Consider the following 21309-nt stretch of genomic DNA (forward strand, 5'->3'; position numbering starts at 1 on the left):
TTGTAGTAAGGTATTGCTAGGAATGAAAATGGGAGGCTATACAGATGAATGCTTCGAATAAATTACTTGAAGTGAAAGCAATACGAAAAGTTTTTGGTGAGGGGCAAAATGAAACAATGGCATTAAAAGGCGTAACTTTTGATGTTTTACCAGGGGAATTTCTTGGCATTATGGGTGCGAGCGGTTCAGGCAAGACGACGCTACTAAATGTAATCGCCACAATGCAAAAGCCAACATCAGGGCAAATATTGCTAGACGGGCAAAATATTTCGTCGTTCAAAGGATCACAACTCGCAGCATATAGAGGCAATCAAATCGGATATTTATTTCAGCAATTTGAACTGATTGATAATTTAACGGCGAAAGAAAATATCATGTTGCCGTTAGCAATTCATGGAATTAATATAAAGGCACAAGAACAAGAGTTGCTGCAATTAGCAAAAATATTCGATATAGAAGAACTGCTAAATAAATTTCCGTCACAATTATCTGGAGGGCAAGTGCAACGGATTGCAGCAGCGAGAGCGCTAATTTCAAATCCTAGCATTGTGTTAGCGGATGAGCCGACTGGTGCGTTAGATACTAAAAACGCCAAGATTTTAATGAAGAAGCTGTCTGATCATAATCAAAAACAGGCATCTACTATTTTAATGGTGACGCATGATGCGAATGCGGCTAGCTACTGCTCAAGAATTTTGTTCATCCAAGACGGTGTCATTTTCCATGAACTACGTAGAAATGTACCGGGAGAATCTCAGGAGACATTTTATGAGCGAATCGTTATGGTGATGGCGCAACTTGCTGGAGGTAGTAGTAATGTTCTTTGAATTTGTGAAGCGTAATAGCCGCAAAATCCGGAAGGAAAACGGTGTGTATTTTGCATCGCTTGTCGTGTCAATTGTGGCGTTTTATGTGATTTTGTCACTAGGTGAGCAAGATGTCATGTTATATTTGAAGACGATTGAAAGCGATGCAGTCGAGCGATTGTTGTTATTAATTCCAGTGCTTTATGCAGTTTCATTATTGTTCGTATTCTTCCTCGTGTATTTTGCAAATCGCTACCAGCTTCAGCGTCGCAGTCATGAGTTCGGTTTGTATTTAATGATGGGGATGAAGCAAAGTAAGCTGTTTCTCATGATTACGGGCGAAACGATTTGGAACGGGATTGTGGCCCTGAGTATTGGTTTGCCGATTTCATTGTTTTTAACAGAGCTGATCAATTTAGCGACATCACGTTTAGTTGGCATGGGGATTATAGGTCATGCGTTCCGTATTTCATGGACAGGTATTGGCTTGACGATCTGTGGTTTCTTCCTTGTGCAACTGCTAGCGATGCTTATTTTAAGCTTTACAATGAGTCGAAAAGAGCCGATTGAATTACTTCATGAGGATAAGGAAAAGTCACAAACTACAATGACGCCTAAATGGGGAGCCGTGAGCTTACTATCTGGAGCGGCTTTATTATTCGGGACGATTTTTTTAAGCATCGCTTATGGTATGGCGATTTTATATTTACGAAATTTTGATTACCGCGTATTTGCATTGATTTTGTTTGTTGGTGTGTGTGGGACATTTATTTTATTTCGTGGCTTAGGAAGTATGATTGGTGTTTATGTGAAGCGAAAAGGAAGTTCTTCGACAGGTTTATCGATATTTTCGGCGAGACAGCTACAAGAAAATGTATTGCATCAATGGAGTTCACTCGCTATATCATCCTTACTGATTCTAATGGCGATGGTCTGCTTCGCTTTTGGTACATCGACAGCGTTAATGAATAGCGCTGTAGCTAATCGAACTGTTGATTATACGTTTAATGGTAATGAAGATGAAATTAACCCTTTGATTAAATCCGATGAGCTAGCACCTTATGTTGATAGTTATTATGGGATGGAGTTACATAATTTCTACACACCTGCAGATGAATCAGTATTAAATTATTATTTTGCATGGACGGGCTTAATAGAAACAGTATCGAGTCAAGCTGATTCAGAGCCAAAAGAGATTTTATTAAACAACTTATCGATGCAGCACACGCCGTATTTTATTTCATTATCGAGCTATAACACGATGCTTGAGACAGCTGGAAAGAATCCAATTCAGTTAGCTGATAATGAAGTGGCCATGTATACAAGTGACGATACAGGAGCGCCATATGATATATTAAAAGACACATTGAAAAAAAATCCAACAGTCGAAATTGCGGAAAATGAATACACATTATTGCCGACGTTATTTTCGGATCAAATTGTGGCAGATCGAGCTATTACGTTAATGTATTCGTTGATTGTACCTGATGCATTATATGAGCAATATTTTGACGCTGAGGAAACTTGGCTTTGGAATATGACGTTAAAAGACGAGTTCATTGAAGAAAAAGGGCTTATGCAGGCGATGCTTGAAGTCGATCAAGTACTTAATTCGACAGGCTTGCAATATGAGAGCTATCTTGCGAGCATGGGTAGACAGTTATTTTATACGGTAGCAAGCAGTTATACAACGTTTTATTTAGGCGTGATGTTTTTAATTATTGCTAATACTGTACTAGGTCTAAACTTTTTAATGCAGCAAATAAGCACGCGTAGTCGCTATCAAACATTAGCAATGCTCGGTGCAGATGTGGAATCAATTTGTAAATCTGCTCGCAAGCAAATTTGGTTATACTTCATCTTAGCTATTTCGGTCGCGTTGGTTAGTGGAATTTTTGGCATTTGGTCTTTATTAAAAGCAATGCCGGCTACTATTTTCAGTCTTCAAAATGGAATTATTATTGGTTTAGTAGTGCTATTATTTATTGTAATTGAAGTTGGCTATATTCGAATGATTCAACGAAAAAGTGATGAGGAAATCAGGAAGTTAAAAGAAATTGAGTAGAGGTGATGGTATGGCGAATATTGTCATTGTAGAGGATGACATTTTCCTCCGCGAAGAATTACAAAATATTTTACAAAAGGAGGGGTACTTTGTAGTAAGTATCTCTTCTTTTAATACACCTGTTGAAGATATCATCGCTGCCAAACCGGGGTTAGTATTGTTAGATTTAAATTTACCTAACTTATCAGGTTTTCAAATTTGTCGTACTTTGAAAATGAAAGGAATTGGTCCGATTCTAATTTTAACTGCTCGCAATCAGATACGAGATGAGTTGCATGCATTAGAGTTAGGAGCCGATGACTTTTTAACGAAGCCATGTCATCCGAAACGTCTCATTGCAAGAGTACAAAAGTTACAACAACTATATGCCAAAATGCCGATGCTTTTAAATTGGGGGAAATTCCAATTAGATGTGAAAACGAATGAATTATATATTGGTCACAATTCACTTTCATTATCTGAAAATGAAAGTGCCATTATGAAGCTTTTAATACAATATGCACCGGCTGTTGTGGAAAAGGAGCAACTTTTCCATGAATTGTGGGGAAGTAGTGAATTTGTGGACGAAAATATACTACAAGTAAACATGACCAGACTTCGTAAAACATTAGATAAAGTAGGCGTAGGCGTATCATCTCAGATTAAAACGGTCAGAGGCGTTGGCTATCAATTGATAGAGGGTGAGTCCCCATGAGGCAACTAAATTGGCTCCCTAGTTTACATCAATCGCGGCAATGGATTTTGCTTCTATGTGTAAATAGCGGTTTTTTTATTTTTTTAGCATGGGTTGCATATCCAGAGTCATTTAAATTATTAATATTGACGATGCTCATTTTTACTTTTGTAACCATTTTGATTGGTGTGCTTTTTACATGGAAAAAACAACGAAAGCAAAGAAACACATTCTATAAATTTTTAAGAGAGCCTTCCGCTGAGCATGAGGCTAAGTTGCTACAAGTTTTAGGTGACATACATAAGGAACCACTGCATGATTTGGCTAATCAATTACGTCATCTATCTGATGACTTACAAGATGCAAAGTACCAGTCAAAAGAATATGAAACCTTTATCGAAAGCTGGGTGCATGAAATTAAAACACCACTTTCGTTACTTCTTTTTGTCTTACAAAATCGTCAAGATGAAATGTCCCCGTTGGTTTATCAACGGCTAAATCATGCAAATATAACGATTCATGATCACGTAGAACGCATATTATTTTATGCAAAGCTACAAGCTGCACATGTTGACTATAGCTTGAAAAAGGTCTCTATTGTGGAATGCTTTGAAGATGTATTACTAGAGCTACAATCGTTATTGGAAGAGCAGCATGTACTTGTTCATAGAGAGATAAAGGACATACCCGTTGTATCTGATGAAAGAGTGCTTCATTTTATTTTGATCCAATTACTTGTAAATGCAATTAAATATCGAAACGTAAATAGTGAAAGTTTCATTTGGATAGAAACAGGTTTTGACCATACAAAAGACAGCTATTATGTTAAAGTAGCTGACAATGGACTAGGCGTCTTACAATCAGATTTACCATTTATATTTGATAAAGGTTTTACAGGAGATGCTAGTAATCAAAAGCGGTCTACAGGGTTGGGATTGTTTTTAGTGAAAAAATTATGTGACAATCTGCAGATTGAAATTGAGGTTAAGTCAGAACACAAACGTGGTTTTACCATTCAGCTGCTTTTTCCGAAGGTTTAAAGGTTTTTCTGAAATCTTAATGAATGAGTAAGCAATGTCACCAAACCCTAGTTTAGAAATCTTTTATAAAAGTTCCCTTAACGCTACCTTAACTTTTAATACCTCACTTAATTAGCAATAATAAAAACAACCAAGGAAACTCATTCCTTGGCTGTTTCATAAAGCATTTTAACAAACTCATAGCTTCCACCATTAGTAGTCTGATTAAAAGTTTCTAGCTCTTTAAAGCCTAGCTGTTTATACAACGCTATAGCTCGTTTGTTAAAGGTAGCTACGGATAAAGTAATGGCTGCCGGTTTGAACATACTTTGAGCAAACTGTAAGCCTGCCTTCAAGAAATCGATTCCTTTACCCTTACCCGTTAAATTTGGCTGCATTCCCAGTCCAATATCCATTACACTTGAGGGGCTACGAAAGTAAAACTAAAGAAGCCTATCAGCTTCTCCCTCTCCATAACGACGTAGTATTCGTCCTTACGACATACCGGGTCTAAAAATTCCTCCAGGTCCTCCTTGTCTGCCTCCATATTATAAAAGGAATAAGGCTCCTCATAGTGCCAGTTATAAGCAATGTCCTCTGCCTGCTCCTGAGTCATCGGTTGAAGTATATAGCTCAAGCGCTTCCTCTCCTTTTCTCCAGTCTAAAAGAGTAAATAAGAAGATTTAATATACTCAACAGGGTAATAGCAAAAAACATATACAAAGAAGCTGGGTCGCCTGATAAATTAAGCTCATCTACAATAATTCCTTCCAAAAATAAAAGTTGAGCACAAACTACAATAGAAATAATAGAGACAATAGAAATGGTGAAGGCTGTTATCCATTTTGGAATTTTAAAGAGCACTACCGCTATAAGTAAAATTACAGCTAAAACTAGAAACGTTATAAAGACTGGTCTCATTAATGTGAACGTACTAAAAGCTTCAATACTGTACATTTGATCCCTCCAATAGAAAAAAAGTAAGGAAAAATAATAGAATGAATAGAATTACTGCACCCAGTACTTTTTGATTGTGATAATTTTTACCATCTTTTAATTTTTGGAGCAGCGTAATTATATTTAAAAATAACAGCACTCCAAGTGTGGGAATGATTAAAAGCCATATCATTTTTCTTTCCCCTCTTGTATTAACTTACTTACAAGCTCTTCCCTTCTCAAGTCCTTTCCCATAATGACATATGGTCCATCATTTGCAGAAGGAAAGAAATTTTCTTTTACCACTACCCATCCTGATTTTACATATAAAGCTTGAGCTGCTAAATTACTAGCCTTGGTTGTTAATACAGACGTCTTCATCGAGCAATTGTTCACTAATTTTTCTAATAATCTTTTACCTAATCCATTCCCACGATAAGAGGGGTGAACTAATAGCTCTACAAATTCAAAGCAATCTGTTAACCATTCGTTTGCTTCTTCCACGGTTAGTTCCTGCTCCAGAAGTCCTCGGTAATACTGTCCATCCTCTGATTTATAACCATAGGCAAATCCAATGCATTCGTTGGTATCGGAATATGCTACAATTCCAAGAAAACCATCATAATTGGCATGCTTTTGTATTCTTTCGAAGAAGTCATCCTCTTCTTTTTGCCATACTGCTTGATAAAGCATAGCCATTTCTTCTGCTACATGGACGCTATGATCAAATTGCTTAATAATAATCATTCACTTACCCCTCCTGTAAACTTTTCATTACACTATCTCCAAAGGACCTTATGTCCGCAAGAAAATCATGGTTCTCTGGTGACCCATAGCTATTGACCATCCGAACTGCCACGATTTCGTGTTCTGGTATGACTAGCACGGCAACACCTGTGAATCCTAAAATTTGATACGAGCCACGCGGAACTAATACCCCAAGCTCCGTTTTACTTGCCGGTAAATCCTTTACAAACCAAAGGAAACCATGCTGAGGCAAATCCTTATCAATTGTACTCGGACTTATAAGAGACGTAGATAGCTGAATAACTTCTTTTGGTATTACCTGCTTGTTATCTATGTATCCCCGCTTTAAATGAAGGTAACCCCAATAGGCTAAATCTCTTGCAGAAGTGAACATATTAATTTGATCACCCTTTGTACTGTTTGTTGGTATTTGTTTTGGTTGGCCGGACGGATCAATGACCTCTGCAAGCTTAGGTTGAATTTCTGTGTACCAGTCACTCTCATTCAAGCTGAGTGGTCGAAATACTTTTTCTTTTAGTAACTCTGCTACTGTTTGGCCTGTTGTAACCTTTACTATTTGAGTAAGCAGGTTTATATTAACTTGTCTATAGGCCCAGCTCTCCCCTGGTAAAAACTCTCGAATAACTTTACCTTCTAGCTCCGTTAACCCATGCGTATGTGTCAATAAATGTCTAATTGTAGTTCCACGAAAAACTTCTTCCTCCAAATCCGCAATATATTTTGTCACTTCACCATCTATCGAATCGATATAACCATGATGCACCGCATATGCGACTGCAAATCCTATATAGCTTTTGCGAACAGATGCCACGTGAAACTGGGTATCCTCCTGTACTTCTCTAGCTTCTGGTCTGCTAGATTGAGTGCCCCAATATCTTTCTGCCACAATCTCATCTTTATGAATGACTATAACTGCCGCTCCAGTTGCATAGACAGAGTTATATGTATTTTTTACATGATCAATTACTGGATTAAATCTAGCCTGTATATTTTTATTCAGTTGCATTTTTTCACCCTCATTTCTTGAGCCTATTTTTTCTCCTCCCTAATTTATTCTTTGTCACTTACATAAAGTCCTTTATGGTAATCTTATAAGGAGGTGAGATAATGAAAAATAAACCAATTTATGTAGAGACTAGTATCTCTAGCGATATGGAAAAGGTATGGGAGGCATCTCAAAATCCCCAGCTACATGAACAATGGGATTTACGTTTTTCTTCTATCACCTATTTACCCAAAAAAGAAGATGAAGCCCAGCTATTTGAATATAAAACGAATATAGGATTTGGATTTAGTATTGCAGGTTGGGGGAAAAGTGTCGGTACCTTTCATGCGAAGGACAACTCTAGAACATCCTCACTGCATTTCGGTACTGCCCAAAAGATTTCTCCTATAAAAGAAGGCAAGGGATATTGGAAGTATGAGCCTGAGCAAAATGGCGTTAAATTTTTTACGCAGTATGATTACGATGTTCGTTTTGGAACACTTGGAAAAATGATAGATCGCGTCCTATTTCGCCCGATAATGGGATGGGCCACTGCTCTTAGCTTTGATGTATTTAAGAGGTGGCTTGAAAAGGGAGATACTCCCTCTAGTCAGTATGTACGATTCTTCAGTCACTGGCTTATTACCATTCTGTTCTTTTTTGTTTGGGTGTATCACGGCCTCGTTCCAAAATTACTATTGATGCATCCCGAGGAAGTATCAATGACCCAAGGCATGCTCCCCTTAACGGTGAACGAAGCTCAAAATATCGTATCAACAGCAGGCGTTATTGAAATAGTATTTGGTATTCTGTGGGTACTTTATAGTAATAAGCGAAGATTACTGAAAATCCAAGTCGTTGTTTTTCCATTACTTACACTCTCCACTTTAATAGGAGACGCCACCGTATTTGGTGATCCATTTAACCCCCTTACATTTAACTTAACGCTGTTTGTTCTATCCGTTATCGGATTGCTGGTTAGTAAAGACATTCCAACTGCCAAAAGCTGTAAGCGTTCAAGATAAGGAGTTTTTCATATGTCTATTTATAAAGAAATGCTTGGAGAACAATTCGAGCGACTGCAGCCAAAGCTCAAGCGGCGGTATACTATTTCTTCTGAAAAGGCCTTCCAGGCAACAGGAGTCATGACAAAAATAACTAGTGGTCCGAAATGGTTGTCACCTTTCTTTCGTATAGCCACTCGTTGGAAGTTTTTATTTCCTGAGCAAGGAGAGAATGTACCATTTCAAATCGTAAACAAAGGGAAGCTTGGTCCAAATGGAGAGCAACAGGTCCACTGGGAGAGAACGTTCTTCTTCCCAAACCAAACAAGGCATTTCAATGCGCTGATGAGCTTAGAGAAGAGTAAGCGTGCAGTAAGGGACTATCTTGGGGAGCCGAGCTTGTTCTATTCTGAGCTCGTATTCATTGTCACAGAGGAAGGACATCTTCAAATTGAATCTAGTAAACAGCGTCTTGTATTAGGCAAGCTGGAAATACCCTTACCAAGGCTTTTAAAAGGAAATGTTCTTGTTAAAGAGTGTTATGTAGAAAAGAAAGACGTATTTTCTATTCATGTGTTAATTACTAATCCTTTACTTGGTACATTATTCGAGTATAAAGGGGTGTTTCAAACAGATGACCTATAAAGGAATTGCAATCTCCCACACTATTTTATTTCTCATAGTTGCTGCTTTTAGCGTAGAGCCCTGGTATTTTCTTATGCTATCCGTAGCTCAGATATTATTTGTTCCACTCGTCTTAAAATTAGTTTTGAAAGATGATCATCTGATTTATTACTTTGTCATTCCAGCTGTGATAGCTGTTTCTATTTTACAGATTACCGAAGATTCAAGGATTGATTCCTTGCTCGCACTTATCTATCTACTTTTTACTTTTATCGTTGCCATGGTTGGATTTAAACGTTTTATTAACAGAGGCTTCACCAATATAGAAGAGTTTGCGATTGATATGGGGATGATGTATTTATTCATCGGAGGACTTTGGTTTGTTGCTTCTGTTCTTGAAATAGATACAGGATTTACTCCTATTTTAACGTGGCTGACAGGAATTCACTTTCATTATTCTTCCTTTTTATTGCCTGTTTTTATAGGTTTTTTAGGGCGAGTTTATAAACCTGCCAGCTACCCTTGGCTGACAGCTATCATTTTAATATCTCCTTTAGTCGTTGCAATCGGAATCACTTTTTCTACACTTTTAGAATTTATATCTGTTCTTTTATACATGATCGGCATATATGGCTTTATCGTTTTAGCTATTAAGGTAACCTATAAAAACGGCTATCAGAAAAGCCTGATTGTTACTTCCTTTGGAGCTCTAGGTGTAACGATCCTGTTCTCCCTTTTGTATGCAACAGGGAATGCGTTTGGTATTTTTGGCGTAACGATAGATTTCATGCTTAAGTTTCATGGATTCTTTAATTGCCTAATATTTGCGTTCGTCGGTATTGTCGGCTGGTCCATTTGGACACCACCGGCACGTTATAAAAAGTTGCAGTTTCCTATTAGCAAGATCACAGGTAAAGGAACTGTTGGTGAGAAAATTTTAGATGACTATCACATAAATAAAACCTATATGGGCTTAGTCGATGATATGAGCATTTTTGTAGATAAAGAGTCACTCCCTCCTATGATTAGTAATTTTTATGAGCAAACAATGCATTACCGGCTATTTTCTACTGTTCATTGGCATGCTTGGTTCAAGCCTTTTGCCGCTTTATATAGATTGTTTAGTTCCAGGCTGCAGCAGCTAAATCTACCATTTACCTCTAGGGAGATGGAAATGACTGGAGATATAGTAGCTATCGAGGATGGACGTACCAATACAAGAGCTTGGATACGAAAAATTGAAACAAGCACCATCTTTATTGCACTATATTCCATACATACTCGAGACGAGAAAACCTTTATGAATATCTCCCTCCCTTTACCATGGTCGTCTATGGTTGGCATATTAGCATTACAAGAGCAAGATGGAAAGCTGCTCTTAACTAGCAAAAGTGCCTTAGCGTCTGATGCTGGAATTTACTTGGCCTTTAGAGGAACCATCTTTAAACTTCCTTTGGAGGAGCAATTTCTTTTAGAGGAAGAAAATAAAATTCTAACTGCCAAACATGAGATGCGTATTTTCTCCATTCCTTTTTTAACGATTAATTATAGGATTTTATTAAAGTAGCTTAAAAACAAAAAAGAATCCAGGAAGTCATGGGTTCTTTTTTATCTGTTAGGTGTTATTATAACGAAGATAAAAGTAAACTTTACACGGAGAAATGATCGTGTAACTATACCTCTAACCATTCGGTTATAAACTCTTCATGTTCTTCTCCGAAATGTTCAATGAAATATTCAGCAAAATCTTTACTGCTTACATTTTTAAACCTATATTTTTCTATATAAAGGGATAAGAATTGTAACGCTTCCTCCCCGCCGCCATTTTTTTCAAAGAAGTCCCTAAGAAGCAAGGGGACTCGACCATAGACTGTCGGTACGTATTCCCCTTTCTCAAATTGGTCCAAGGAGAGATTGACAATTTTACTGGTTGATTGTCTCTCTGCCATTCTAATAGGGTGTTCATATCCGTATTTCGGATCTCCATACTTCTCGGTCAAGTAAATCGAGGAAACAAAATTCGCAAGACCTTCGTCTAGCCATCCCTCATTAAAGGGATCATTTTGAACTAGATAATAAAACCATTGGTGGGCAATCTCGTGGACAATGACATGTTCCATGGTGGATGAAACTTCAACCACATTTGGATATTCCATATGCTTGTGATTGCCAATAACATCTAACTCCTTAAAAGGGTTGTCTCCCAGTTTTTCTTCGAAATAACGAAATGCATCCAATGATACTTGCAGAGTTTTATCCATATTGTTAGATTCATTAACTGGCAAGAAGACTCTGATGGATGTATCATTTATTTTAGTAGTTTCAGATGTCCATTTATCCGGTTTGAGCAAGGCAAGATAAAAATCTTTCACTTGTTTGGCATGGATTATACCTGATGACATGGACTCTACCTTTCCTTCTAGGCCTGAGCTTGCGATGAAGAAGTCTTGTGGGAGGTTAAATGCCACTTCATAGTCCCCGTAATCTGTATGATAGGATTCTCCTTCTGGATTAAAATCGTGGATGTTCCATCCTCCATCGTAATAGCCTAACATCGGGTACCATTGAGCTAAATAATAGCCTCCTTCGTCTTTCCTTAGCCGGACTCCTTCTTCTGAAACTTGAAGTGAATACTCAATCTTAATCTTTTTGGTTTCGCCAGGTTCCACTTTTTCTTTAAGTTTTAGCAGTAACTCATTGTCACGTAGCTCATAGGGTATATCTTCCCCATCACTGATAGATTTAATTTGTAAATTAGTTGCATCCGAAATGTATTCGGGCTTATTTTCTTCCGTCAAAGCGTTTGGTATAAAGTAGAACCCTACATCTTTCCAGCTTTCAGTGGAAAGATTCTGGACATTTACTTCCGCGTTAATGTGGAAGGTATTTAATTCGTCTAACTTTAGGTCAATCTTGTATTTCCCTCTGGCACCTGAAGTTGCAGAGAGTTGTTTGGAAGGAACCAAAGATGATTCTTTTTCTGATTTTATATTCGATTTCTGCCTTAGCTTTTCAGTGGTGAAATCTCCTACTTGTTCACTTTCAATATTGACTGCCACTATATAGAGTAGCGTAAGTGATACACCTATAGCTCCCATATATTTTAAAAGACGTTTTGGTGATAATCTTCTACGTGTATTCTTGTCTTTTATGGCTAAGGAGAGCGAACGATTGGTAACCACTAAAAGGAATACGAAAAAGTAGAGTAAAAAAACAGAGAAGATGCTGCCGAACAAGGATAAAGTCAATTGTAAGCCCAGCAAATATTGAACCATCAAGCTAATAACCAAACTTATTAGCAAGGTAGCTCCTGACCATTTACTGATCTCTTTTAATAGATGACTTAAGATCCTCTTCTTCGTCCATCCAATAATTTTGTACATAGAGAATTCCTCTCTACGGACAAAAAGCAGCGCCTGAAAACTTTCACTCAAACTGACAATAGATAATAGGATGGTCGCAATTATAGTGAACAATTGGAACATCAATGTTTCTTCTAATAAAAATTGACCAAGGAAAGTTTCTCTTGAAGATACAAAGACACTTGTAATACTGCTTAATTGTATTGACAACAATACTGTCGAAAGGATTAGGATGATAACTATAGGGTAAATGATAGACCAGTAGTATGAGGTCGATGTCATTCGTTTATGAGTTGTTCTTGCTTCCCTTATTGGAATACGATTTAAAACTAAATAAATAAGTAATACTCCAAATATTAAAATAGTAGTAGAGATGATGTATGCACTTTTTTCCAAAGAAAAAATCTCGATGACCGGAATACTTAAAAGATAGGCAATAAAGAGAAGAATATATTGTTCCACCCTGTTTCGAAATGTTATTTTGTTATCTTGCCAACCTATAATTGTTAGCAGTTCATTTTCCTGTTCTAGCATATTTCTTTCAAAAACTAAACGAGTCATTAACCAAATCCCAGCAAAAGACAGGAATAGAACCGTGGTAACAAGGGTCATATAATCCCAATTATTCACCAAAGCCTGTGCCACCCCTAAAGTGGTCCAAGGGGATTGTACTAAGCCAATTCCCTCTACATCTAATTCGACCATCTTAAGGGAAGAACCAGCAACTATATCCACTTCATATCCTTTTTGAAGCAACCGTGTTGCCACCTTCTCAATCTTTTCAACTGCTTCTTGGTTATATGTGGCTAAATTAGACACTCGAACGCGGATGGCATCAATTGGTTTTGGACCTTTTATAAGCTCTGCAGATTCGACAGATATTAATCCACCTGCTGGCTGGGCAATGAAACTACCTGGTACGTGGTGGGTAGAATTATCTTACCTTCCTTAGTCGTAACTTCGTTGGTTGAGTATATTCCTAATGGGCTAGAATTAAGTTTGTTATGGACAGCCTCTTTTGCCGAGTAACTTCCTATTTGATTCATAAAGTAAGGGAAGTCATGAGTTTCAAAAAGTGTGTGTCCCCGTGTCTCTATTTCTTTATAAGAGGGAGGTTCTCCACCCTCAACCATTTTGACTGATAATCTCTCGCCAACCGATTGATATTTTAATTTTTCTGCTGTAAAGTACTGCATTGTATAAATGTACCCGATAACTGGATTGATAGGGTCCGTCAACTGAAATTTCTCATCTATTCTAAGTGCAGTTCCATTGAATGGGTTAAGATAAGGATTCAAGTCAAATTCGTAAGTTTGTGTAGAAAGCGGTTCTTCTTTCGCTACTTCCCCAAGCACGGATTGTACTTTTTTCATTTCTGCTTGTAAAATCCATTCATCATCTGTAGATAGCCCTAGTTTTTTCTGAACTTCATTAAAATCTAAGTCATGTTTTGCCACGTCCATTTTTAAGGATATTGGAATATTAATATCTTTTCTTTGAATTACTTTAATAATAGGGATGTCGCCATATAATGATTTAAGATGTTCAAGTTCTTCTTTATCAAAATTCTTATTTAAATCGGATAAATCAATACCGGTCATTTTTTGTTCGCTTTCAACGTCAATGGCGGCTACCATATAATAAGTAGGTGGCATCATTACTTCCATAGAAGCACTTGCCGCCGAACTTCCTGGAGATTCCATATCTACAAGGTACTGAACTAATCCTGGTTTTGATTCCTTAAAATACATAAGATTCTTTGGAGGTCCAAGTGAGTATTCCTTTAATCCATCCGACGTGAAAAATTCCCACGTGAACTCTGTAGAATCTTTTAACTCAGGTAGTTCTACCGAAAAGTTCTTTCCAGTCAAGTAACCAATAGAAGCTACCGGAGCAGCGATCTCGATGTCTGCATCCTTTTGGATATCTTTCCAGTCAGCAATCGAGATTCCTCCTTTACTATCTCCTATATAGTTCTCTTCCACCATCCCTAGTTCTTTTTCTATTTGAGTTCGAGAAGAATTAGGGCGTACTAATATGTCGTACGATCCCCTTCCATGCTTCTCGATGGAATTATCAACGGCTAAGCTAGCAATTTTAATATTTTGCAATCCAGCGGGAACCATGACGAAAATACAAATTAAAGCACTAATCAACACAATTGAGACAAACTTTCTACGCAATAGCCTTTTTATTGCTAAATTAATCATTGCGCTGCCTCTCTTTTTTCTAAATTACCGTTATGCAATCGATAGATTTCATCCCCGCAACTAGCGACTTCTTCATCATGGGTCACCATTACGATGGTTAGACCAGCATCTTTCAACTCAGTTAAAATCTTTAGGATGTTGTCACGGTTGTCCATATCCAGATTCCCGGTCGGTTCATCTCCGATTAAAACTTTTGGATTGGCAATTAAGGCCCTAGCAATTGCAACTCTTTGCTTTTCTCCACCTGATAACCTGTCCGGTAATCGGTTATAATAGCTCTTAGGAATTCCTACCTTGTGTAAGAGTGCTTCCGCCCTTTTACATAGAGAGTCTTTGGGCTCATCATATAGCAAGGGCAACATGACATTATCTAGTATTGAATAATAAGGTAATAGTTTGAAATCTTGAAATATAAAACCTATATGGGAACGTCGATAATCACTACGTTGCTGGGCGGTCAACCTATAGATATTGATATCTCCAAAGAGAATGTCGCCATCATCTGGAATAAGTAGTCCTGATATACAGTTTAGAAAGGTTGTCTTCCCTGAACCTGAAGGACCTACAATAGTTACCCAATGGCCTGTTTGAACATATAAAGACAAGTCGGTCAGTAACTTTTTTTGCTCTTTAGAATGTACAAATGATTTCTTTAGATTACGGATATCAATCAATTTACTCCCTCCTTTTTAGAAATGATTAGTAAATGTTATACTTGTCACTATCTTTAGTTGTGTTAATCTAGAATTTTTAATTTATATCCCCCTATAAATTACATAAAATTACATAAACTACACTTGACAGCTTAAATTAATGTATGAATTTATGACTTTTATCTAAAATTTGTTATATCTTGTTTAAATATAAACTACTAAAAATTAATATTTTTAAAGTATTCCTAAAAGAATATTCTTTGAATTAATTGCAAAAAAGAATTGATTTTAGCGTTTCTAGAGGACGCTTTCCTTTATTTTTATCATTAAGTAATTCATTCATCACAAATAATCCGTTTGAAGAATTAGAGGATTATGGTAAATTTTTCTTTGTAATATTATTTTCTTTATTAATGGTGGCTATAGTTAGTACAGTATCATTATTTAATTCGAAGTAACTCTAAGGGGATATAAAATTGGATCAAATGATAAAAAAAGCACTTGAACCTTACTCATTAGGAAACGAATCATTATTCATTGAAAAAGAATTACATAAAGACAGCTGGAATAGTGACCTACATTACAAAATAGTTGCTGATGGAAAACCATTTTCTGCAAGATTCATTAAGAATGATCGTTCCCCAAACAAGATTTTTGGAGAAATTTCAAATGATACTTTACTTGAACAAACAAAGTTTTGTCGATTCCTTATAAATAATCAAATTCCGTTTATGCGTTTGCTACCCGCTTCAGAAGATTTACCGTTTACTACAATAACATGGGAATATGAAACCTATCGTTTTATACTTTTTGAATGGATTGAAGGTCAACATTTAACTCATTGTAATGAGTACATTGCAGAGGAATTTGGCAAAATGGCAAGAAAGATTCACGATATTTCGAGTTTATATAAAAGTTCTGTCTTCCAGAAACATTCTCAACTTGTTGGTTACTCCCGATTTGTTGAAAATCTTCGAAATAAACTTAAAGAATCTTACATTTCATTAGACAGTTTAAAAATGATAGATGAATATCTTGAAATAACCGAATATCATATAGAAAATGCAAGTACGAAGCATTACAACTTCATAATACAATCAGATTTAAATCCACTTAATATTATCTGGGATGATAAACATGAAAGAATAAAAGGAATTGTTGACTTTGAATCAATTGGCTACAGCGATAGGATTGAGGGTTTAGCTTGGCTAATCAAATGGTATTCCCGAACAAATGGAATATCTTCAACTGAAATGTCTCCAATTGTCGCTAATGCTTTTATTAATGGTTACAAAATAAATGATTTTCTTTGTGAAAATGATATTAACCGTCTTTCCTCACTTATATGGTTATCTGGTTGCACAAATTGGAACTTCGTAAGAAATACAATTAAAAATTTAGAAACTAATAATGAAGAAATATTAAAACAACACTTAGACTCTTATAAACAACGTGGTGAAAAATTATTGAAATTAATTCCTCAATCTTAGGGTCCTTGTTCAACTATCCGATAACTTTTCTACATACATATACTAAGTTATCACTTTCGGAATCAAGCGGTGTGCCCTTCCAATCTTTATAGACATTTACAATTTCCAGGTTATGTTCTTTTAATAACCTCTCCATCTCTAAGGGATAGGTATATCGTAAGCTTATATTAGTTACCTTTTCATCTATTATTTTTGCACTATGATCTTTATATTTTCGAATGGTTGTGTAATGTTGGATTTGTTTTAACGAATCGTATCTACTAATCGTGTAGACATCTACCTCGTATTCTCCATCCATATAAGTTTTCCAATACTCCTCTGTTGCCGGTTGAAGAAGCTCCTCGGCAGAAGGAAATCTAGTATCACATATAAAAATTCCGTTCTTATGTAAATGTCGTTGAATAGAGGATAGTAGTTGATTTTGTGCTTCGTTTGTATGGAAATGCTGTATGGAATTGCCCACCATATAAATAAACGGACTCAACACGCAAGCGTGAAAATTTGTACAATCCTGCTTCAGCCACTCTATATCCAGTTCAAGCTTTCTTGCTTTTAAAGCTGCTTGCTCTAGCATTCCTTCATGAATATCAATACCTATCAAACTGTGGCCTTCTTTAGCCAATGGCAGCGTCAGCCTCCCAGTTCCACATGCTAAGTCTATAATCGGACCATTTACTTTCCCTGCCCATTCTAGTAATAATGGAAGTTCCCCTACGTAATGATTATTTTCCTGGTCATAGGCTGCCGGATCATCATATTCCTCTAAATTGTCTAATGACGTGCTATTTGTCATACCAGTTCTCCTTCCCCTTGATGTAGCCAATGCTCTACCATGTTTAAATAATCAGGATTGTTTAATGCGATGATTGTCTCAAGTTCCCCATGCTTTTCAATTTCCTCTTGCACAAATAGTTCTCCAAGGAAATAGCCAAATCTACTGTAGCCGAAGGCATTTACTCCATTAATAGAAAACCAATCACGAGATAATTCGTTTCCAGACAGTTTTAAATAGTCCTCTATAAATGCCTTTTTTATTTCTTTGACGTGCTGTTGAGCAAAATTGAGCCATTCTGCGCCTTCATCATCGTAAGTAAAATAAACGGATTTCTTTAAATGAGGAACAATTCTTTCAGATAGGTACGTTGCAATTCCTTCCCTATATAACCAGTTGAATGGATGAGTCCATTGTGCAGTCGTCCAATCCATTCCGGCCCTGTCTGTTAAAATATTTTGCGCTGCATGACCAAACTCATGAGCAACGATTACCCTCAAATGATTTGGATCAGGCGAAAGCTTCTCTAACGCAAAGGTGATATTAGGAATTATTTGTTGGTACGTATATGCATTTGAACCATATCCTCCAACGATTAAATTGACTTGTATCGGAAAAGAAACATCGTATAATCGTTTATATTCGTGCACTACTTCTTGAATAATAGGTGTTATATTTTCATGTACTTGCTTAATATCAAGGAAGCTATCAGGGTATTTCTCAAGTGACTGGTTATGCCGTTCCTCGGTGTCTTTGCAATGACGAGAAAAATATTCTGTAAAAATTTCTGGGTATTTTTCATAATAGCTTCTTAAAAAGCTAATGGATGGGTCATAGTTATTTAGAAAAAAAGGTACAGTATCATTCATTTTCACCGATTGTTTCCCCCCTTCTCATTTGGAACATTTAATAATTAATGTAGTCGGTATAAGTTGTGCTTTTTCAAAGGAGTACCATCTATTTACATGGCGCTCTAGATCCTTTTCTTCCATGTAGACCTCTTCTACAACCTCTTCAATTTTAAATCCAGCCTTTATAAGTCTATTAATATAGGTGCTAACTTTAAATTGCTGCATAATTGCTTGGGTATCCCAAAAATCATGGTCATACGGCCCTTCCTCTTGATAGGATTTGTTAAAGAGATACTTCCCTTCCTCAAGCTTCACTCTGCTGTGTAGAGGATGCTCCCAACTGAAGACAAAAATTCCACCAGCTTTTAAATAAGAATAGATATTGGCTAATGTTTTATCTAAATCGGTCGTCCATCCAAGTGCAAAAATCGAATAAACTATATCAAAATAGTTTAATGGCAATCCAGGATTAGTTTCCATAGGCGCTTGAAATAGTTTTACGGAAGATCCATAATCCTTCAATAAGTCTTTTGCAGCAGATAGCTGATTGTCTGATAAGTCAATTCCCCAAAGCTCTTCTGCTCCTCTATTCGCCATATATTGTAGGGAATGGCCACTGCCACAGCCGATATCAAGAACTTTCAAATCCTTTACTTCCCCTAGTAAATTTAAATGCTCCTCGCGAGGTGCCATTGGTCCATACTCTGGAAGAGGATTTCTTCCATAAAATCGATCTGCTGACTTTTCCCAGCTTGTTTTGTTAATTTCTAATGTCTTAATATTCATCATGTTCCTCCCTTTTTAAAAAAATTGAATTTATATTCAATCATCCTCTAAAAATTGATTTCCGCTCATATCTCGGACGCTTTTTCGCGGGGGGAGTGACCTGTCGCTTCAATCAATAAGTAGAAAATGTTGTGTTTAATTATGTAAATTAAATCAACTATTTAAATAGTGCATTACATCCTCTAAATAACATTCAAGTGGTTGGCTAGAATCAATAAGTAAATATTTATGGTTAGGTGGTTTTTGACTGCCATTAACTGTTTTGAGAAATTCTTTCTCTGAGGATACTCGCTCAATTTGACTTATCATTCTTTCTCTATTCTTAAGCCTTTTATTTATTTCTTTGATATCAGTGATGTAACATTCAACATATTTGTAATTCACTTTATATCTTTCTGCAAGCTTTGTTCCATTCGAAATCATTTCTTCATACAAACAGGGACAGTCATATATAACCTTATGTCCAACGGATAAGTAGAACTCGATGAGGGCCCAATCTATATCATATGTAATAGGTCCTTCCTTTTCTACCTTCACTTGATGCTTATGTGTTGAACTTAAGAACGCTGATTTTACGATATCATGATCAACTATAACGGCTCCTGTAATCTGTGCAATTTGTTTAGCAAGTGTGGATTTACCTGAACCAGGGAATCCTGACATTTGAAGAAAAAACATCCTCCCACCCTTTCCAGTAATTTCTTTATTCTATATTCGCTAATTCCTTCTCAATATCCTTTTCAAAACAAAAAACCTGACGCACGTCGGAACGTTACGCCAGGATTTTGTGTGTCCTAAAAATTAGTTCTTCTTTTTCTTAGAAGTTTTTTTGTAATAATTTGTAGGAGAGTTTGTTGTAGAATTATTAGACGAAGAATTAGTTTGTGGATCTGCCACAATAATTTCCTCTTCTTCTGCAAATTCTGTTTCGTAGCTTAGATTTCTGTAGTTTTGACTTTTCCCATCGCTAGTAGAAGTACTGCTTTGTTCGTCCTCTTGAGCAAACAGTAGTGGTATACAAGCAATTCCGCTTAAACCAACAAGTGCATACACAACACGAGCAAAGGCAGAAGTTTGTCCACCAAAAATAGATGCAACTAAGTCAAATTCAAAAAATCCGATTAAACCCCAGTTTAATGCACCAATGATAACTAATACTAAAGCAATCCGAGATAGTACTGACACGGACCAACACCTCCTTCATTTTATATAGGTGAAGCTAGGTAATAAGGATGGAAGGAATGTTTCCTTCCACCTGAATCTTTAGCGACGATGCTCAACTAAATCGATTGCTCCTAGCACGATATGTGCTAAGCCAAAGCCAATAATTGAACTCGTGATTAATGGTGAAATGCTTCTATTGTTCCTAAGCGCAACTCCAGTTGTAGTTACAGCTGTCCCTAAAACTGTTGGTATTAACCCTTCGCGAATACTCTCCATTAAAAACACTCCTCTCATTAATTGCTATGATTCCTTCCTATCTTTTGCAATAACCATCTGATTATACTGCTCAGTAAATAGTACAAGTGCTTGAAAATATACTTGTTTTTAACAACTTTTAGCAGTTAAAGAAATAATTATATGATATAATCAACCAAAATTATTTTTTAAGGCTAATACATTTACATTAAGAGGCTAATTACTCGTCTACAGTGGTATACTTGGCAATCTTTAATCAAATATATATAAGGTTGGATATTGAAGAAAAAGTTATTTTGATGAAAAAGAAGGTGAGAACATGTATGGAATTATTGCGCTATTTGATGATGAGTTAAATAAAAAGATCTTAAAGCTATGGCAGGAGTTAAAGAATGAATCTATTTCAACCTATGCTTTTGAAATAAGGAATCGAAAGCCGCATTTGACTATTGCTAGTTATAGCGAGTTAGATAAGGATTCTTTTTTAGAAAGCTTGGATAGCTATTTAGAGGATAAAAATAGTATGGAACTTTTATTTCCTTCCATTGGATCATTTATAGGGTCTGGCACACTTTTTTTCGCACCAGTCATTACAGAGGAACTATTTAGCTTTCATGAAGATTATCATACACATTTTAAGGATTTCCATGACTCACAATCGTTGTATAATCCTGGACAGTGGATTCCACACTGTACTATAGCTAATCGTTTATCCAAGCAAAAATTATTAGAAGCTTTCCTTTTTTGCACCTCGCAAAACCTGACTATGATAGGGCAGATTCAAGAAATTGCAGTAATCGATGCATCTTCCAAGACAGAAGCACCAATCATTTTTTCCAAAAGACTTCAACCAATATAAATACCGCTGAGAATACAAATCCCAGCG

General features: G+C 36.5%; 22 protein-coding genes and 1 pseudogene. 9 read left to right on the forward strand and 14 right to left on the reverse strand.

Translation table 11 applies throughout. The annotated features are described in order from the left end of the window. The first annotated feature begins 44 nt into the window (after nucleotides 1-44). From HF876_RS09030 to HF876_RS09045, 4 genes are read left to right on the forward strand one after another with little or no spacing between them, the layout of a single operon-like run. Nucleotides 45-827, forward strand: a complete 783-nt coding sequence (locus HF876_RS09030) for an ABC transporter ATP-binding protein (RefSeq protein WP_169359737.1) — start codon at nucleotides 45-47, stop codon at nucleotides 825-827. Beyond that, a complete protein-coding gene (locus HF876_RS09035; RefSeq protein ID WP_169359738.1) occupies nucleotides 817-2871 on the forward strand; it encodes an FtsX-like permease family protein in 2055 nt (684 codons plus the stop codon). The genes HF876_RS09030 and HF876_RS09035 overlap by 11 nt, the downstream gene beginning before the upstream one ends. Continuing rightward, a complete protein-coding gene (locus HF876_RS09040) occupies nucleotides 2864-3565 on the forward strand; it encodes a response regulator transcription factor (protein ID WP_240949715.1) in 702 nt (233 codons plus the stop codon). The genes HF876_RS09035 and HF876_RS09040 overlap by 8 nt, the downstream gene beginning before the upstream one ends. Then, a complete protein-coding gene (locus HF876_RS09045; RefSeq protein ID WP_169359739.1) occupies nucleotides 3562-4584 on the forward strand; it encodes a sensor histidine kinase in 1023 nt (340 codons plus the stop codon). Before HF876_RS09040 ends, HF876_RS09045 begins: the two co-directional genes overlap by 4 nt. 140 nt (nucleotides 4585-4724) lie before the next feature. Here the strand turns inward: HF876_RS09045 and HF876_RS19360 are convergent. From HF876_RS19360 to HF876_RS09070, 5 genes and pseudogenes are all read right to left on the reverse strand, one after another. Then, nucleotides 4725-5200, reverse strand: a pseudogene (locus HF876_RS19360) (GNAT family N-acetyltransferase). Then, nucleotides 5197-5520, reverse strand: coding sequence for a hypothetical protein (locus tag HF876_RS09055; protein ID WP_169359740.1), 324 nt, complete (start codon nucleotides 5518-5520; stop codon nucleotides 5197-5199). Before HF876_RS09055 ends, HF876_RS19360 begins: the two are co-directional and overlap by 4 nt. After that, nucleotides 5507-5692, reverse strand: a complete 186-nt coding sequence (locus tag HF876_RS09060) for a hypothetical protein (RefSeq protein ID WP_169359741.1) — start codon at nucleotides 5690-5692, stop codon at nucleotides 5507-5509. Before HF876_RS09060 ends, HF876_RS09055 begins: the two co-directional genes overlap by 14 nt. Next, nucleotides 5689-6246 carry a GNAT family N-acetyltransferase gene (locus HF876_RS09065; RefSeq protein ID WP_240949716.1) on the reverse strand — a complete coding sequence of 186 codons (558 nt, stop codon included), beginning with the start codon at nucleotides 6244-6246 and terminating at the stop codon, nucleotides 5689-5691. Before HF876_RS09065 ends, HF876_RS09060 begins: the two co-directional genes overlap by 4 nt. 4 nt (nucleotides 6247-6250) lie before the next feature. After that, nucleotides 6251-7273: a serine hydrolase domain-containing protein gene (locus HF876_RS09070; RefSeq protein ID WP_169359742.1), complete on the reverse strand. Its 1023-nt coding sequence runs from the start codon at nucleotides 7271-7273 to the stop codon at nucleotides 6251-6253. Nucleotides 7274-7374: 101 nt separating this feature from the next. On the opposite strand from HF876_RS09070, the gene HF876_RS09075 reads away from it, so the two are divergent. Genes HF876_RS09075 through HF876_RS09085 form a run of 3 tightly spaced genes read left to right on the forward strand, consistent with a single transcriptional unit; the run spans nucleotide 7375 to nucleotide 10447 of the window. Then, complete coding sequence (locus HF876_RS09075; protein WP_169359743.1) at nucleotides 7375-8277, forward strand: DoxX-like family protein; 903 nt, start codon at nucleotides 7375-7377, stop codon at nucleotides 8275-8277. Between the two features lie 12 nt (nucleotides 8278-8289). After that, the gene (locus HF876_RS09080) at nucleotides 8290-8901 is read left to right on the forward strand and encodes a DUF4166 domain-containing protein (RefSeq protein ID WP_169359744.1); all 612 of its coding nucleotides are present in this window, start codon (nucleotides 8290-8292) and stop codon (nucleotides 8899-8901) included. Beyond that, nucleotides 8891-10447, forward strand: coding sequence for a YndJ family protein (locus HF876_RS09085; protein ID WP_169359745.1), 1557 nt, complete (start codon nucleotides 8891-8893; stop codon nucleotides 10445-10447). The genes HF876_RS09080 and HF876_RS09085 overlap by 11 nt, the downstream gene beginning before the upstream one ends. A 106-nt stretch (nucleotides 10448-10553) precedes the next feature. Here HF876_RS09085 and HF876_RS09090 read toward each other — a convergent pair whose 3' ends face one another. The 3 genes from HF876_RS09090 to HF876_RS09100 all read right to left on the reverse strand — a co-directional run bounded on the left by HF876_RS09090 (nucleotide 10554) and on the right by HF876_RS09100 (nucleotide 15126). Then, on the reverse strand, nucleotides 10554-12998 hold the full coding sequence (locus HF876_RS09090; protein WP_169359746.1) for a M1 family aminopeptidase: 2445 nt from the start codon (nucleotides 12996-12998) through the stop codon (nucleotides 10554-10556). Nucleotides 12999-13123: 125 nt separating this feature from the next. Further along, nucleotides 13124-14452, reverse strand: coding sequence for a hypothetical protein (locus HF876_RS09095; RefSeq protein WP_169359747.1), 1329 nt, complete (start codon nucleotides 14450-14452; stop codon nucleotides 13124-13126). Next, nucleotides 14449-15126, reverse strand: coding sequence for an ABC transporter ATP-binding protein (locus HF876_RS09100; protein ID WP_169359748.1), 678 nt, complete (start codon nucleotides 15124-15126; stop codon nucleotides 14449-14451). The genes HF876_RS09095 and HF876_RS09100 overlap by 4 nt, the downstream gene beginning before the upstream one ends. A 455-nt stretch (nucleotides 15127-15581) precedes the next feature. On the opposite strand from HF876_RS09100, the gene HF876_RS09105 reads away from it, so the two are divergent. Beyond that, nucleotides 15582-16595 carry a phosphotransferase enzyme family protein gene (locus HF876_RS09105; protein ID WP_481900282.1) on the forward strand — a complete coding sequence of 338 codons (1014 nt, stop codon included), beginning with the start codon at nucleotides 15582-15584 and terminating at the stop codon, nucleotides 16593-16595. A gap of 13 nt (nucleotides 16596-16608) precedes the next feature. On the opposite strand, the gene HF876_RS09110 is transcribed toward HF876_RS09105, so the two are convergent. The 6 genes from HF876_RS09110 to HF876_RS09135 form a co-directional block, all read right to left on the reverse strand. Further along, nucleotides 16609-17388, reverse strand: a complete 780-nt coding sequence (locus HF876_RS09110) for a class I SAM-dependent methyltransferase (protein ID WP_169359749.1) — start codon at nucleotides 17386-17388, stop codon at nucleotides 16609-16611. Continuing rightward, nucleotides 17385-18236 (reverse strand): hypothetical protein, encoded by an 852-nt coding sequence (locus HF876_RS09115; protein WP_205964066.1) that lies wholly within the window; start codon nucleotides 18234-18236, stop codon nucleotides 17385-17387. The genes HF876_RS09110 and HF876_RS09115 overlap by 4 nt, the downstream gene beginning before the upstream one ends. A 24-nt stretch (nucleotides 18237-18260) precedes the next feature. Continuing rightward, nucleotides 18261-19004: a class I SAM-dependent methyltransferase gene (locus tag HF876_RS09120; RefSeq protein ID WP_346764058.1), complete on the reverse strand. Its 744-nt coding sequence runs from the start codon at nucleotides 19002-19004 to the stop codon at nucleotides 18261-18263. Nucleotides 19005-19157: 153 nt separating this feature from the next. Further along, nucleotides 19158-19682, reverse strand: coding sequence for a P-loop nucleotide/nucleoside kinase family protein (locus HF876_RS09125; protein WP_169359752.1), 525 nt, complete (start codon nucleotides 19680-19682; stop codon nucleotides 19158-19160). 123 nt (nucleotides 19683-19805) lie between these two features. Continuing rightward, a complete protein-coding gene (locus tag HF876_RS09130; RefSeq protein ID WP_169359753.1) occupies nucleotides 19806-20189 on the reverse strand; it encodes a DUF378 domain-containing protein in 384 nt (127 codons plus the stop codon). 78 nt (nucleotides 20190-20267) lie between these two features. Beyond that, nucleotides 20268-20444, reverse strand: a complete 177-nt coding sequence (locus HF876_RS09135; protein ID WP_144539033.1) for an asparagine synthase — start codon at nucleotides 20442-20444, stop codon at nucleotides 20268-20270. Between the two features lie 298 nt (nucleotides 20445-20742). On the opposite strand from HF876_RS09135, the gene HF876_RS09140 reads away from it, so the two are divergent. Beyond that, a complete protein-coding gene (locus HF876_RS09140) occupies nucleotides 20743-21282 on the forward strand; it encodes a 2'-5' RNA ligase family protein (RefSeq protein ID WP_169359754.1) in 540 nt (179 codons plus the stop codon). The last annotated feature ends 27 nt before the right edge of the window (nucleotides 21283-21309 follow it).

The sequence above is a fragment of the Psychrobacillus sp. BL-248-WT-3 genome (assembly GCF_012843435.1).
Classification (GTDB): Bacteria; Bacillota; Bacilli; order Bacillales_A; family Planococcaceae; genus Psychrobacillus.